The 12,523-nt window shown below is 66.3% G+C and carries 15 protein-coding genes; 10 read left to right on the top strand and 5 right to left on the bottom strand.

Translation table 11 applies throughout. The features are described 5' to 3' along the window. The first annotated feature begins 13 nt into the window (after positions 1-13). Positions 14-667 (top strand): GntR family transcriptional regulator, encoded by a 654-nt coding sequence (locus ACFQ9K_RS33510; protein ID WP_378722328.1) that lies wholly within the window; start codon positions 14-16, stop codon positions 665-667. Between the two features lie 5 nt (positions 668-672). Here the strand turns inward: ACFQ9K_RS33510 and ACFQ9K_RS33505 are convergent, their stop codons facing one another. Continuing rightward, entirely contained in the window at positions 673-1,197 is a 525-nt protein-coding gene (locus tag ACFQ9K_RS33505) for an Lrp/AsnC ligand binding domain-containing protein (protein WP_357385651.1), read from the bottom strand. A gap of 186 nt (positions 1,198-1,383) precedes the next feature. On the opposite strand from ACFQ9K_RS33505, the gene hppD reads away from it, so the two are divergent. Beyond that, positions 1,384-2,583 (top strand): 4-hydroxyphenylpyruvate dioxygenase, encoded by a 1,200-nt coding sequence (hppD, locus tag ACFQ9K_RS33500; protein ID WP_378722334.1) that lies wholly within the window; start codon positions 1,384-1,386, stop codon positions 2,581-2,583. A 68-nt stretch (positions 2,584-2,651) separates the two neighbouring features. Further along, the gene (locus tag ACFQ9K_RS33495; RefSeq protein ID WP_378722329.1) at positions 2,652-2,858 is read left to right on the top strand and encodes a hypothetical protein; all 207 of its coding nucleotides are present in this window, start codon (positions 2,652-2,654) and stop codon (positions 2,856-2,858) included. Positions 2,859-2,868: 10 nt separating this feature from the next. Here the strand turns inward: ACFQ9K_RS33495 and ACFQ9K_RS33490 are convergent, their stop codons facing one another. Then, positions 2,869-3,099 carry a hypothetical protein gene (locus ACFQ9K_RS33490; RefSeq protein WP_378722330.1) on the bottom strand — a complete coding sequence of 77 codons (231 nt, stop codon included), beginning with the start codon at positions 3,097-3,099 and terminating at the stop codon, positions 2,869-2,871. 325 nt (positions 3,100-3,424) lie between these two features. Here ACFQ9K_RS33490 and ACFQ9K_RS33485 point away from each other — a divergent pair, with 325 nt between their 5' ends. The 6 genes from ACFQ9K_RS33485 to tuf all read left to right on the top strand — a co-directional run bounded on the left by ACFQ9K_RS33485 (position 3,425) and on the right by tuf (position 9,194). Beyond that, positions 3,425-3,952 carry a DUF3558 domain-containing protein gene (locus ACFQ9K_RS33485; RefSeq protein WP_378722331.1) on the top strand — a complete coding sequence of 176 codons (528 nt, stop codon included), beginning with the start codon at positions 3,425-3,427 and terminating at the stop codon, positions 3,950-3,952. A gap of 66 nt (positions 3,953-4,018) precedes the next feature. After that, a complete protein-coding gene (locus tag ACFQ9K_RS33480) occupies positions 4,019-4,531 on the top strand; it encodes a DUF3558 domain-containing protein (RefSeq protein WP_378722335.1) in 513 nt (170 codons plus the stop codon). A 269-nt stretch (positions 4,532-4,800) separates the two neighbouring features. Further along, a complete protein-coding gene (gene rpsL / locus ACFQ9K_RS33475) occupies positions 4,801-5,175 on the top strand; it encodes a 30S ribosomal protein S12 (RefSeq protein WP_019049359.1) in 375 nt (124 codons plus the stop codon). 1 nt (position 5,176) lies between these two features. Beyond that, positions 5,177-5,647 carry a 30S ribosomal protein S7 gene (rpsG, locus tag ACFQ9K_RS33470; protein ID WP_150399709.1) on the top strand — a complete coding sequence of 157 codons (471 nt, stop codon included), beginning with the start codon at positions 5,177-5,179 and terminating at the stop codon, positions 5,645-5,647. Positions 5,648-5,783: 136 nt separating this feature from the next. Then, entirely contained in the window at positions 5,784-7,886 is a 2,103-nt protein-coding gene (gene fusA, locus ACFQ9K_RS33465) for an elongation factor G (protein ID WP_378722332.1), read from the top strand. A 117-nt stretch (positions 7,887-8,003) separates the two neighbouring features. Further along, entirely contained in the window at positions 8,004-9,194 is a 1,191-nt protein-coding gene (gene tuf / locus ACFQ9K_RS33460; protein WP_107659457.1) for an elongation factor Tu, read from the top strand. Between the two features lie 66 nt (positions 9,195-9,260). Here tuf and ACFQ9K_RS33455 read toward each other — a convergent pair whose 3' ends face one another. Together ACFQ9K_RS33455 and ACFQ9K_RS33450 are read right to left on the bottom strand one after the other, a co-directional pair. Next, complete coding sequence (locus ACFQ9K_RS33455; RefSeq protein ID WP_378713709.1) at positions 9,261-9,779, bottom strand: DUF4232 domain-containing protein; 519 nt, start codon at positions 9,777-9,779, stop codon at positions 9,261-9,263. Between the two features lie 135 nt (positions 9,780-9,914). Then, complete coding sequence (locus ACFQ9K_RS33450; protein WP_378713707.1) at positions 9,915-10,583, bottom strand: hypothetical protein; 669 nt, start codon at positions 10,581-10,583, stop codon at positions 9,915-9,917. Between the two features lie 147 nt (positions 10,584-10,730). On the opposite strand from ACFQ9K_RS33450, the gene ACFQ9K_RS33445 reads away from it, so the two are divergent. Next, a complete protein-coding gene (locus tag ACFQ9K_RS33445; protein ID WP_378713705.1) occupies positions 10,731-11,564 on the top strand; it encodes an alpha/beta fold hydrolase in 834 nt (277 codons plus the stop codon). On the opposite strand, the gene ACFQ9K_RS33440 is transcribed toward ACFQ9K_RS33445, so the two are convergent. Then, the gene (locus tag ACFQ9K_RS33440) at positions 11,554-12,510 is read right to left on the bottom strand and encodes a hypothetical protein (protein ID WP_378713703.1); all 957 of its coding nucleotides are present in this window, start codon (positions 12,508-12,510) and stop codon (positions 11,554-11,556) included. The two genes, ACFQ9K_RS33445 and ACFQ9K_RS33440, sit on opposite strands and share 11 nt — an antisense overlap. Positions 12,511-12,523 lie beyond the last annotated feature (13 nt).

Genomic DNA, 12,523 nt, shown 5'->3' with positions numbered 1-12,523 from the left:
AAGGACCCACGCGATGCCCGACGACGACGCGACGAGCTCCGCCCTGCTCGGCGAGTCCGTGCACCGGCAGGTCAGGCAGCTGGTGCTCACCGGCGAGCTCGAGCCGGGACACCCGCTCAGCGTGCCCGCGCTGGCCGCCCGGCTCGGGGTCAGCCGCAGCCCGGTCCGCGAGGCCGTTCAGCAGCTGATCTACGAGGGGCTGGCGGTCACCGTGCGGCACGCCGGCGCCAGGGTGGCCGCGATCGGCGACGAGCAGGTGCGCGACGTGCTCGCGGTCCGCGCCGTGCTGGACGGGCTGGCCGCCGCCGAGGCGGCGACCCGGCTGTCCGAGGCCGACCTGACCAAGCTGGCGACCATCCTGGCCACCCAGGAGGAAAACCTGCGGACCGGCCCGGACACCGCCCGCGACACCGAACTCGATGTCGAATTCCACACCTTCATCCGCGAGCGGGCGGGCAACCGGCCGCTGGCCGAGGAGCTGGCCCGGCTCGAAGCCCAGACCCACCTCTACCGGGGTGATCTGTGGCGCTCCGACCTCAACCGACGGGTCGCCCTGCGCGAGCATCGGCAGATCGTCGAGGCGCTCGAGTCGGGCCATGCCGAGGCCGCCCGGTCCGCCGCGCAGGCCCATGTGCACGGACTGGTCACCCGCCTGGGCAGGCGATGACCCGTTTACCGCTCGTGCGCCGCCCGATAGGCCGGAGCCTTCGTGTTCCCCGCCGGATCCAGGGTGCGCAGCAGCGGCAGCGTACGGAACGGCACCACGGTCGACAGCACGATCACGCTGTGCGATCGCACCACCGACGAGGTCCGGTCGATGCTCAACAGCACCGACTGCAATCCGGCATGCGAGTCAGCGCCGATCCGGCACCACACGTCGCCCGTGCCGGTGGTCGCGTACGCCTCCAAAACCCCTGGGATCGTTTCCAGTTCGGCCGCGACCGCGTCCAGCGCGCCCTGCGCGATCTCCAGCGTGACGAAGGCCTGCACATCGAAACCCGCTGCGGTGACGTCGATCTGCGGATCGTAGGAGGCGATGACGCCGGACTCCTCCATCCGGCCGATCCTGGACTGCACCGTGGCTCTGGCCACCCGCGTGCGGCGGGACAGTTCGAGAATGCCCGCCTTCTGGTATTCGTGCATCGCGGTCAGGATCGCGAGATCGAGTTCGTCAAGTTTCGCCGGCGTTCGTGACATGGCGGCCTCCGTTCCGAGCACAGGCTGGGATCCCAGCCATGGATAGCACCAGCCAGCTGATGCTATTCAAATTGTCCAGCATTCAACGGCACTTCCTAGCCGAATTCGCCAGAGTGTCTATCGAAAATCGCCGCTGTTGCCTAACCGCCGACCCTGACGATTACTTGGTGCATGACCATCGAGCAGATGCCGAATGCCCGGTCCAGCACGGCGCCAAGTACCGCCCCCACCGACACTGAGCTGCGCAAGCTCGTCGGTCTCGTGGACCATGACACCAGCGTCGACAATTTCCCGGTGACCGGTTGGGACGCCCTCGTGTGGGTCGTCGGCAACGCCACCCAGACCGCGCATTTCCTGGAGTCCGCCTTCGGCATGCGCCTCGAGGCCTACTCGGGTCCGGAGACCGGCAACCGCGACCACAAGTCCTATGTCTTGCGCAGCGGCGGCGCCCGGTTCGTGGTCAAGGGCGCGGTCGACCCGGACAGCCCGCTGGTCGCGCACCACGATCGGCACGGCGACGGCGTCGTCGACATCGCGCTCGAGGTGCCCGATGTGGACCGCTGCATCGAATGGGCGCGCACCCACGGCGCGACCGTCGTCGTCGAACCACACGACGAGACAGACGAATTCGGCACCGTCCGGTCCGCCGCCATCGCCACCTACGGCGAGACCAGGCACACCCTGGTCGACCGTTCCCGCTACAACGGGCCGTACCTGCCCGGCTACATCACCCGCAGCGCCGGCTATCAGCCGCGCGAGGGCGCGCCGAACCGGCTGTTCCAGGCGATCGACCATGTCGTCGGAAACGTGGAGCTCGGCCAGATGGACGAGTGGGTCGAGTTCTACCGCCGCGTCATGGGTTTCACCAACATGGCCGAGTTCGTCGGCGACGACATCGCCACCGAGTACTCCGCGCTGATGAGCAAGGTCGTCGCCAACGGCAACCATCGAGTGAAGTTCCCGCTCAACGAGCCCGCGGTCAGCAAGAAGAAGTCGCAGATCGACGAGTACCTCGAGTTCTACCGCGGTCCCGGCGTGCAGCACATCGCGCTCGCCACCGGCGACATCCTGGCCTGCGTCGACGCGCTGCGCCGCGAGGGCATCGAGTTCCTCGACGCCCCCGACTCCTACTACGAGGACCCGGAACTGCGCGCCCGCATCGGCCACGTTCGCGTTCCGGTCGAGGAATTGCAGCGCCGCGGCATCCTGGTCGACCGCGACGAGGACGGCTATCTGCTGCAGATCTTCACCAAGCCGATCACCGACCGGCCCACCGTCTTCTTCGAGCTCATCGAACGGCACGGCTCACTCGGTTTCGGCAAGGGCAACTTCAAGGCACTCTTCGAGGCGATCGAGCGTGAACAGGAGGCCCGCGGCAACCTGTGATCGGTTGTGGCCCTGAGTATCCGGCAGTACGCTGCTTGGATTCGCCGGATGCTTAGGGGACTGCCGCAGTGCTCGAGAGATCTGCCGCCGCCTTCGCACTGGCCGTCGCGCTCGCCCTCCCACTGAGCGCGACGGCGCACGCGGATCCCCCACCCACCTATTACCCCACCCTCGACGCCTGCCTGGTCGCCATGTCGAAATACAAAACCGGCCCGGCCCAGTGCACATATATCGACGCGATCGGCGGCTACGAATTGCGGGTCCCCGGCGGGTAGCCAGCGGTAATTACCTGCCGGCGTAGAGGGAGTTGGGCCCGGTCCAGTCGTCGGTTTCAGCGTGGCAGTGCCAGTGGCCCGCAAGCGGGCCGGATTCCAGCGCATCACCGGCCTTGAGGCACTCGACGAGCGTTGGATAGAAGCCGATGACGGGATTCGACGCCGTTGCCTGCCCCGCAGCGCCGAGCAAACCGAGCGTGACAGTCACGGCGATAAAAGTCGACTTGGCGACCAGCTTCATGTGCTTCCTCCATGGTCTCTCATCCGGTTACCCAGATGATTCGCAATCGAGGTTCGCGGCTATGGATCGAGAGGCCCGAAGTGATCGGGCATGTTGAATGGCAGACGCCCGTTGTCTGTCGATTCCCCCCATAATGAACCCCCTGTATCGGAGTCGCGACCGTCCGGTCATTTCTCCGACACCGTCAGAATAAACCGGAGACGTACCTGCGGCAAGGGTCGATCCCTGTTGCGCCGCACAGCCTTTGCTGGGCCGACACCGGGGGCCGTTCGGCCTGATCCCGCGTTCCGGCCGACCGTCCCGCCGCGCCGGTAGAGTCTCGGGCATGCGGACCAAGTGGGCGATCGTCACGGGCACGGTCTTCACGCTGCTGCTCTCCGCGTGCGGTTCCGGCGGCGATTCCGACAACACCAGCACTCCGCTGCGGCCGCCGCCGAAGGTCGCCACGCTCGGCCCGTTCGCGGGCGAGTGCGGGCACGTCACCGACGACGAGGTACGCGACCTCGGCGGCCTCGGGCAGGTATCTCAGGTTCAGCGGAATTCCGTCGGGTGCAATTGGCTCTCCGCCGGGGTCGGTTCGATCGGCGTAACCTTCGCGTCCTATCGGGGCAGCCCGATCGCTCGGGAGAAAGCCTGGGTGTCCACCCAGGGACGCAATCCGCAGACGATCGACGTCGGCGGGCGCTCCGGATGGCAGGCGCTCGACCCTAGTGGCGACGTCTGCGACCTGGCGGTGCAGCTCGGTGATGACTTCTTCGAGTGGTCCATGTCCTTTCCGCCCTACTCTTCTCATGACAACCCATGTGACAGAGTTCGCAAAATGGCCGAGTTGACCGTGCAGCGGCTGCAGTAGGAAGGGCGCGGGATGAAACCTTTTCGTGGCTCGATTCGCGGAATACTGTCCACCGTCGCCGTGTTGATGATTGCGGTTGGCTCCTCCGGCTGCGGGCAGACGGTAAGCGGTTCGGCGAAGCCCGCGGGTTCGGGGACGGGCGACACGGTCAATACCAACTTCGACAAGCTCCTGCGCGAATGTGAAATCGTCTCGCTCGCCGACATCGCGGATGCGGTCGGTGCCAAGGGAACCGCCCCGGAGCCGTCGTTTTACGGTGCGGTCTGCATGTGGTACGTGCTCGGCGCACCCGGCGGCGGTGCCATGGTCACCCTGAACTGGTACGAGATCGGCTCGCTGAACAACGAGAAGGCCAACAACGACAGGCTGGGTTACTCGACGAACAACATCACTGTGCAGGGCCGGCGTGGGCTGGAGACGCGGCGGCCGAACGATCCGGACTCCTGCGGCGTCAGTGCCGGCGCGGCGGATCAAGGGGTGATCGGGTTCTGGATCAACTATCGGCAGGGATCGGCGCACCCGGATCCGTGCGCGGGCGCGAAGAAACTCGTAGAGTTGACCCTGAACCTGGCCAGGTAGCGGGGGCGATACCCACCCCGCTTTGACCCTGTGTCGCGACCACGAGTATCGTGGATCGCTGTGCCCGGAAGCATACGGGCAAGTTCGTGCGTGACCGTAGGCCAGCGAAAGCGGCTGACACCTCCAGCGTGCCCGCGATTCGGGCCCTACGCCGCGCGCGACACGCCCGACCTCGGGGCACGTAAAACGTGGCCGGACGTGCGAGTGAAAGCTCGAAGACCAAGACATGAAGTTTCAGACACCGCGTAACTAATAAGGAAAGCCGGTCTATGCCAACCATCAACCAGCTGGTCCGCAAGGGTCGCCGCGACAAGGTCTCCAAGACGAAGACCGCGGCGCTCAAGGGCAGCCCGCAGCGTCGTGGCGTGTGCACTCGCGTGTACACCACGACCCCGAAGAAGCCGAACTCCGCGCTGCGTAAGGTCGCGCGCGTTCGCCTGACCAGCGCGGTCGAGGTCACGGCGTACATCCCCGGCGAGGGCCACAACCTGCAGGAGCACTCGATGGTGCTCGTTCGTGGCGGCCGTGTGAAGGACCTTCCCGGTGTCCGCTACAAGATCATCCGTGGCTCGCTCGACACCCAGGGTGTGAAGAACCGCAAGCAGGCCCGCAGCCGTTACGGCGCCAAGAAGGAGAAGAGCTGATATGCCACGCAAGGGCCCCGCACCCAAGCGTCCGCTGATCAACGACCCGGTCTACGGGTCCCCGCTGGTCACTCAGCTGGTCAACAAGATCCTGCTGGACGGCAAGAAGTCCACCGCCGAGCGCATCGTCTACGGCGCGCTGGAGCAGGCGCGCGACAAGACCGGCACCGACCCGGTCGTCACGCTGAAGCGCGCGCTGGACAACGTCAAGCCCGCCCTCGAGGTGAAGCCCCGCCGCGTCGGTGGCGCCACCTACCAGGTGCCCGTCGAGGTTCGGCCGGGCCGTTCCAACACGCTGGCCCTGCGCTGGCTGGTCAACTACTCCCGCGCTCGCCGCGAGAAGACCATGGTCGAGCGTCTCGCCAACGAGCTGCTCGATGCCAGCAATGGTCTCGGCGCCTCGGTGAAGCGTCGTGAGGACACCCACAAGATGGCCGAGTCGAACCGGGCCTTCGCGCACTACCGCTGGTGACGTCTGCCCGGCCCGGTGTTTCGGGTCGGGAGGCACAGTCGGCCGCGGCACCAACCTGCCGCAGCCGGCGTTGAACAGAGACGACCACAGGGTCGTCCCCGAAAATCCCATCTAGCTACGAGCGGGGAAGATTTCCGTGGCACAGGACGTGCTCACCGACCTGAACAAGGTCCGCAACATCGGCATCATGGCCCACATTGATGCGGGCAAGACGACCACAACTGAACGCATCCTCTTCTACACCGGCATCACCTACAAGATCGGTGAAGTCCACGATGGCGCCGCCACCATGGACTGGATGGAGCAGGAGCAGGAGCGTGGTATCACCATCACCTCCGCGGCTACCACGTGCTTCTGGAAAGACAACCAGATCAACATCATCGACACCCCCGGGCACGTCGACTTCACCGTTGAGGTGGAGCGGTCGCTGCGCGTGCTCGACGGCGCCGTTGCGGTGTTCGACGGCAAGGAAGGCGTCGAGCCGCAGTCCGAGCAGGTGTGGCGTCAGGCCGACAAGTACGACGTGCCGCGAATCTGCTTCGTCAACAAGATGGACAAGCTCGGCGCGGACTTCTACTTCACCGTGCAGACCATCAAGGACCGTCTCGGTGCCAAGCCGCTGGTCATCCAGCTGCCGATCGGCGCGGAGAACGACTTCGAGGGCATCGTCGACCTGGTCGAGATGAACGCGAAGGTCTGGAAGGGCGAGACCAAGCTCGGCGAAGAGTACGAGATCGTCGAGATCCCGGCCGATCTCAAGGACCGCGCGGAGCAGTACCGCCAGGAACTGCTGGAGACCGTCGCCGAGTCCGACGAGGCGCTGCTGGAGAAGTTCTTCGGCGGCGAGGAGCTCTCGATCGAGGAGATCAAGGGCGCCATCCGCAAGATGACGGTCAACTCCGAGCTCTACCCGGTGCTCTGTGGTTCCGCGTTCAAGAACAAGGGCGTTCAGCCCATGCTCGACGCGGTCATCGACTACCTGCCCTCGCCGCTGGACGTGGAGGCCACCACCGGCCACGTTCCCGGCAAGGAAGACGAGCTGCTGACCCGCAAGCCGAGCGTCGACGAGCCGTTCTCGGCCCTGGCGTTCAAGATCGCGGTGCACCCGTTCTTCGGTGAGCTCACCTATGTGCGCGTGTACTCGGGTCAGGTCGCCTCCGGCGCCCAGGTCGTCAACTCGACCAAGGGCAAGAAGGAGCGTCTGGGCAAGCTGTTCCAGATGCACTCCAACAAGGAGATGCCGGTCGCGACCGCGTCCGCCGGTCACATCTACGCCGTGATCGGGCTGAAGGACACCACCACCGGTGACACCCTCAGCGACGCGCAGAACCAGGTCGTGCTCGAGTCCATGACCTTCCCGGACCCGGTCATCGAGGTCTCGATCGAGCCGAAGACCAAGTCCGACCAGGAGAAGCTCGGCACCGCGATCCAGAAGCTGGCGCGCGAAGACCCGACGTTCTCGGTCAAGCTCGACCAGGAGACCGGCCAGACCGTCATCGGCGGCATGGGCGAGCTCCACCTCGACATCCTCGTCGATCGCATGAAGCGCGAGTTCAAGGTCGAGGCGAACGTCGGTAAGCCGCAGGTGGCCTACCGCGAGACGATCACCAAGAAGGTCGAGAAGCTCGAGTTCACCCACAAGAAGCAGACGGGTGGCTCCGGCCAGTTCGCGAAGGTCATCATCGCCCTCGAGCCGTTCGTCGGCGAGGACGGCGCGACCTACGAGTTCGAGAACAAGGTCTCGGGTGGTCGCGTTCCGCGCGAGTACATCCCTTCGGTGGACGCCGGTGCGCAGGATGCCATGCAGTACGGTGTGCTCGCGGGCTACCCGCTGGTGAACCTGAAGCTGATCCTGCTCGACGGCGCTTACCACGACGTCGACTCGTCGGAAATGGCGTTCAAGATCGCCGGTTCCCAGGCCCTGAAGGAAGCGGCTCGTAAGGCCGGTCCGGTGATCCTCGAGCCGCTCATGGCGGTCGAGGTCATCACGCCCGAGGACTACATGGGCGACGTGATCGGCGACCTGAACTCCCGCCGTGGCCAGATTCAGGCCATGGAGGAACGCAGTGGTGCCCGTGTCGTCAAGGCGCTGGTTCCGCTCTCGGAGATGTTCGGCTACATCGGTGACCTGCGGTCGAAGACCCAGGGCCGGGCGAACTACTCCATGGTGTTCAACTCGTACGCGGAGGTTCCGGCCAACGTGTCGAAGGAGATCATCGCCAAGGCGACCGGCGAGTAATACCGATGCCGGGGCAGGTGTAAGACTTGCCCCACATCAGCCGGGAGTCAGCACGACCCCAAGTAATAACCGCACTGCTGCAACTGCACGCACCAACAAGTCCAGGAGGACACCACAGTGGCGAAGGCGAAGTTCGAGCGGACGAAGCCGCACGTCAACATCGGCACCATCGGTCACGTCGACCACGGCAAGACCACGCTGACTGCAGCGATCACCAAGGTGCTGGCTGACAAGTACCCGGATCTGAACGCGGCGTTCGCGTTCGATCAGATCGACAAGGCGCCGGAGGAGAAGGCTCGTGGTATCACGATCAACATCTCCCACGTCGAGTACCAGACGGAAAAGCGCCACTACGCGCACGTCGACGCTCCGGGTCACGCTGACTACATCAAGAACATGATCACCGGTGCGGCGCAGATGGACGGTGCCATCCTCGTGGTCGCCGCAACCGACGGCCCGATGCCGCAGACCCGCGAGCACGTGCTGCTCGCCCGTCAGGTCGGCGTGCCCTACATCCTGGTCGCGCTGAACAAGTCGGACATGGTCGACGACGAGGAAATCCTCGAGCTCGTCGAGATGGAGGTCCGCGAACTGCTGGCCGCCCAGGAGTTCGACGAGGACGCGCCGGTCGTGCGTGTCTCCGGCCTGAAGGCGCTCGAGGGCGACCCGAAGTGGACCGAGTCCATCGTTGAGCTCATGAACGCTGTCGACGAGTCGATCCCGGACCCGGTCCGCGACACCGAGAAGCCGTTCCTGATGCCGGTCGAGGACGTGTTCACCATCACCGGTCGTGGCACCGTCGTCACCGGTCGCGTCGAGCGCGGCATCGTCAACGTGAACGAGGAAGTCGAGATCGTCGGCATCAAGCCGACCTCGACCAAGACCACGGTCACCGGTATCGAAATGTTCCGCAAGCTGCTCGACCAGGGCCAGGCCGGCGACAACGTCGGTCTGCTGGTTCGTGGCATCAAGCGCGAAGATGTCGAGCGTGGCCAGGTCATCGTGAAGCCGGGCACCACCACCCCGCACACCGAGTTCGAGGGCCAGGCCTACATCCTGTCCAAGGACGAGGGCGGCCGGCACACGCCGTTCTTCAACAACTACCGTCCCCAGTTCTACTTCCGTACGACTGACGTGACGGGCGTTGTGACCCTCCCCGAGGGCACCGAGATGGTCATGCCGGGCGACAACACCGAAATGTCGGTCGTGCTGATCCAGCCGATCGCCATGGAAGAGGGCCTGCGTTTCGCGATCCGTGAAGGTGGCCGCACCGTCGGCGCCGGTCGCGTCACGAAGATCATCAAGTGATTCCCTGAATCGCTGACCTGAACGGCGCCGCTCCGAAAGGAGCGGCGCCGTTTGGCATTTCGGGGCCTAGATCTCCTTGCCGGGCTTGATGTAGTCGACGTGCAGGAGGAGGTAGGCGGGTTTCGTGCAGGCGTCCGCGGTGAAGGGTTGGGGAGTGGGGGTGGGCTGGTTCGGGGGAGTGATCAGGAGGAATTGGGCGGGGGTGCGTTCGCAGTCGTAGTTGCCGGCTTGGGAGTAGCGGAGGGTGGCGTGGGCTGATTCGGTGGGGGCGAGGGTGACCGGTTGGGGGGTGGCGGAGGCGGTGTCGGGTTCGGCGGGTGGGCCCAGCGGGGCGGGAGGTGTGCCGGTGGCGAGGGAGACGCCGGGGTAGCCGGCGAGGGTGCAGGGGGCGGGGGCGGTGCTGGTGAAGACGATGGGGAGGTAGATGGAGCCGGCCGCTCCGTTGTTCTTGCCCAGGGAAACCGTGAGATCGGCGGGGGCGCAGGCGGGTACGCCAGTGGGGGCGGCCACCGGGGTGGTGGGCGTGCTGGCGAGCGTCGGCGTTCGATGAGACGGTGACGCCGCCGCGGGCGGGGTGGTGGCCATGGACGATGGGTCCCGCGTGGAGGTGCCGCATGCGGTCATGGGTAGTGCCGCAGCGAGAAGGACCAGTGCAATGCCGCGCATGGAGCAACATTAGACCCGCGCGCCGGGTTCGCGCCGGGTTCGGCGCGGTGTCGCTCAGCAGCTGAAAGCGCGGCCGACGGAGGGATCGCGCTGCGCGTCCGAGAGTTCCCGGAGGCAGCCGAACGGGACGATGCCGTCGTCGCTCATCTGCACGCCGGTGCGGCTGGCCGGGTTGACGCAGGTGAGGCCGCTGGTCGCGATGCGGCACACGTAGTCGCCGAAGGTCAGCTTGCTGTCGTACGGCAGGGTCTGCCCGTCGCCGTGGATGAAAAGGCCTGGGTCGCCACGGAATTGGCCGACCATCAGATTCTGTCCGGAGTAGTTGACGAACCCGCCGTCCCAGTTGCCGAACCCCTCGCCGGGCTTCGGGATCGGGTTCTTCAGCTTGACCGTGCAGCTGAATCCGTCGATGTGGTATTCGGTTCCGGTGATGCAGCTGATCTTTCCGGAGGGACTGACGAAGGCGATATCGCCCTTCAGGTCGGCGGCGGCCCCGGTGCCGGTGCTCGCGGAGTGGTAGCGGTTCACGTCGACCGCGGTGCCGGACTGGGCCCAGGCGATCCGGTCCTTCAGCTGGCTTTCCGGGCTCTGCGAGGTGGTGGCCGGGGCGGTCGAGGTCGTCGTCGCCCGCGGTTGGTCCGCACTGGGCTGAGGTCGACCCGAGGTGGATTGGGAGCAGGCGCTCAGCGCCAGGATTAGGGCAGCGAGTGCCGCGATTCGCATATTCCCCACACTAGTCGTTGTGTCGCAACGCAATCCGGCGGTGGTTCGCCCGCGAGGTGATTCGATGACCTCCGAGGTTATCGCGCCGGAGCGGACCGCTCCGTTAGCGTCGGAAACGAGAACGCGATCAGACGATTCGGAGAACATATGCGTAAGTCCGCCCTCGCCACCGAACTCGGCGTCACCGCGGGCGCGCTGCGCCACGGGATGCCCTACCTGGCGCTGGGTGCCGGCCGCCCGCTGGTGTTCCTGCGCTGGTTCACCCCGGATCACGCGAATCCGCGCGGCTGGATGCGTGACTCCGAGATCAAACTGCTGACTCCGCTGGCCCGGCACTTCCGGGTCTACGCGGTCAACCGCGCGCCGGGGATGCCCGAGGGCACCTCGATGGCCGATATCGCCGCCGAGCACGCGGACGCGCTGCTGGCCGAGTTCGGCGTGCCGGTGGACGTGCTCGGTGTCTCCTCGGGCGGCTCGGTGGCCTTGCAACTCGCGGCCGATCATCCGGCCGCGGTCCGGCGGGTGGTCATCGCCTCGTCCGGCTACCGCTTGGATCCGCTGGCCAAGCAGAGTCAGATCCGCTACGGCGAAGCGGCATTCGCGGGTCGCCGCGCATTGCATCACATGGCGTCGACCACCGTCTCCTCGCCGCTGCTGGCCCGTGCGGCCGGCGCCGCGATGTGGCTGATCGACCCGCTCGCCCGCCCGCGGAACCCCGCGGACACCCTCGCCTTCGTCCGCGCCGAAGACGCTTTCGACCTGTCCGGCCGGCTCGGCGAGATCACCGCACCCACCCTGGTCATCGGCGGCGAACGCGACGCCGCCTACAGCACCGAGAACTTCCGCCGCACCGCCGACGGCATCCCCGACTCCCGCCTGCTCCTCTACCCCGGCACCAGTCACATGGGCGTCCCGAAACACCCCCGCTTCGCCGCCGACGTCACCGAATTCCTCACCGCCGCACACCCGCTCACCCGCTGATCCTGGGGGTCGGCGCCCAGTGCCCGGACCGGCGAACACCACCCGCCGCCTCGCCCGCGGCCCGGATTCGCCCGGCCAGTCGCGCCGGATCGGCGAGGTCGGCCCAGCTCCAGCGGACCACCGACCAGCCGAGGGCCCGCAACCGATCCGCCCGGTTCTGCTCCGCGATGGTCATCGGCAACGGCAGGTGCGGGTCGGGGGATCCATCGCCATATTCGACATCACCGTCGAATTCACCGATCACGCCCATCCCCGCGAACAGGAAATCGACGCGCGCGACACATATTTCGTCATCGGTGAAAATCCGGGCCTGCAATTCGGGCTCGGGTAAACCCGCCCGCTGGAGCAGTACCCGGCTCCGCGACTCCCCGACGCTTTCACTGCGGCCGTCGAGGAATTCGATAACCCGCGTGGCCAGCCGCCACCCGCGCCGCCGGCGCATAACCTGCTCGCGCAATTCGCCCACCGTGGTGTGGCCTTGGCGCAGCGCGCTGTCACCGATCGCAACGGCGGGCTCGAAACCGGCCGACCGCGCGATATCGACGACCGTTCGCGGCACCGTCGTCACCCGAAGACCGTTGACCAGGGTGATCTCGTCCGGCTCCAGCTGCGCCGCGTGCAGGACCAGGTGTTTCTTGATGAACCCGCCGTTGGCCCGGTTGCGCGTCATGTGCGCGCGTTCCAACGGCAGCGACCACGCGGGTAGCCCGTGAATCACCGATGCCGAACAATGGCTCGCCACCGCATCATCGGACATCGCCGCGCAGGTCGCCATGGCGAGCAACAGATGACGTCCGGTAGAAGTGAGCTCTTGTCCCGGCGCAGTCAGATAGTGGCCGGCGCGCACGCGCCGCCACTTCCCGGACCGGCAGAGCCGTTGCAATTCACCGTCGGACATCCCGGCCGCCAGGGCCTGCCGACGCGAGATCAGTTGCGGTGCATCCATACCGCGATCGTGG

The sequence above is a fragment of the Nocardia sp. NPDC056564 genome, assembly GCF_042793755.1.
Lineage (GTDB): Bacteria > Actinomycetota > Actinomycetes > Mycobacteriales > Mycobacteriaceae > Nocardia.
The sequence above is the reverse complement of the archived record's forward strand: the minus strand, read 5'-3'. Positions and strand labels throughout refer to the sequence as shown.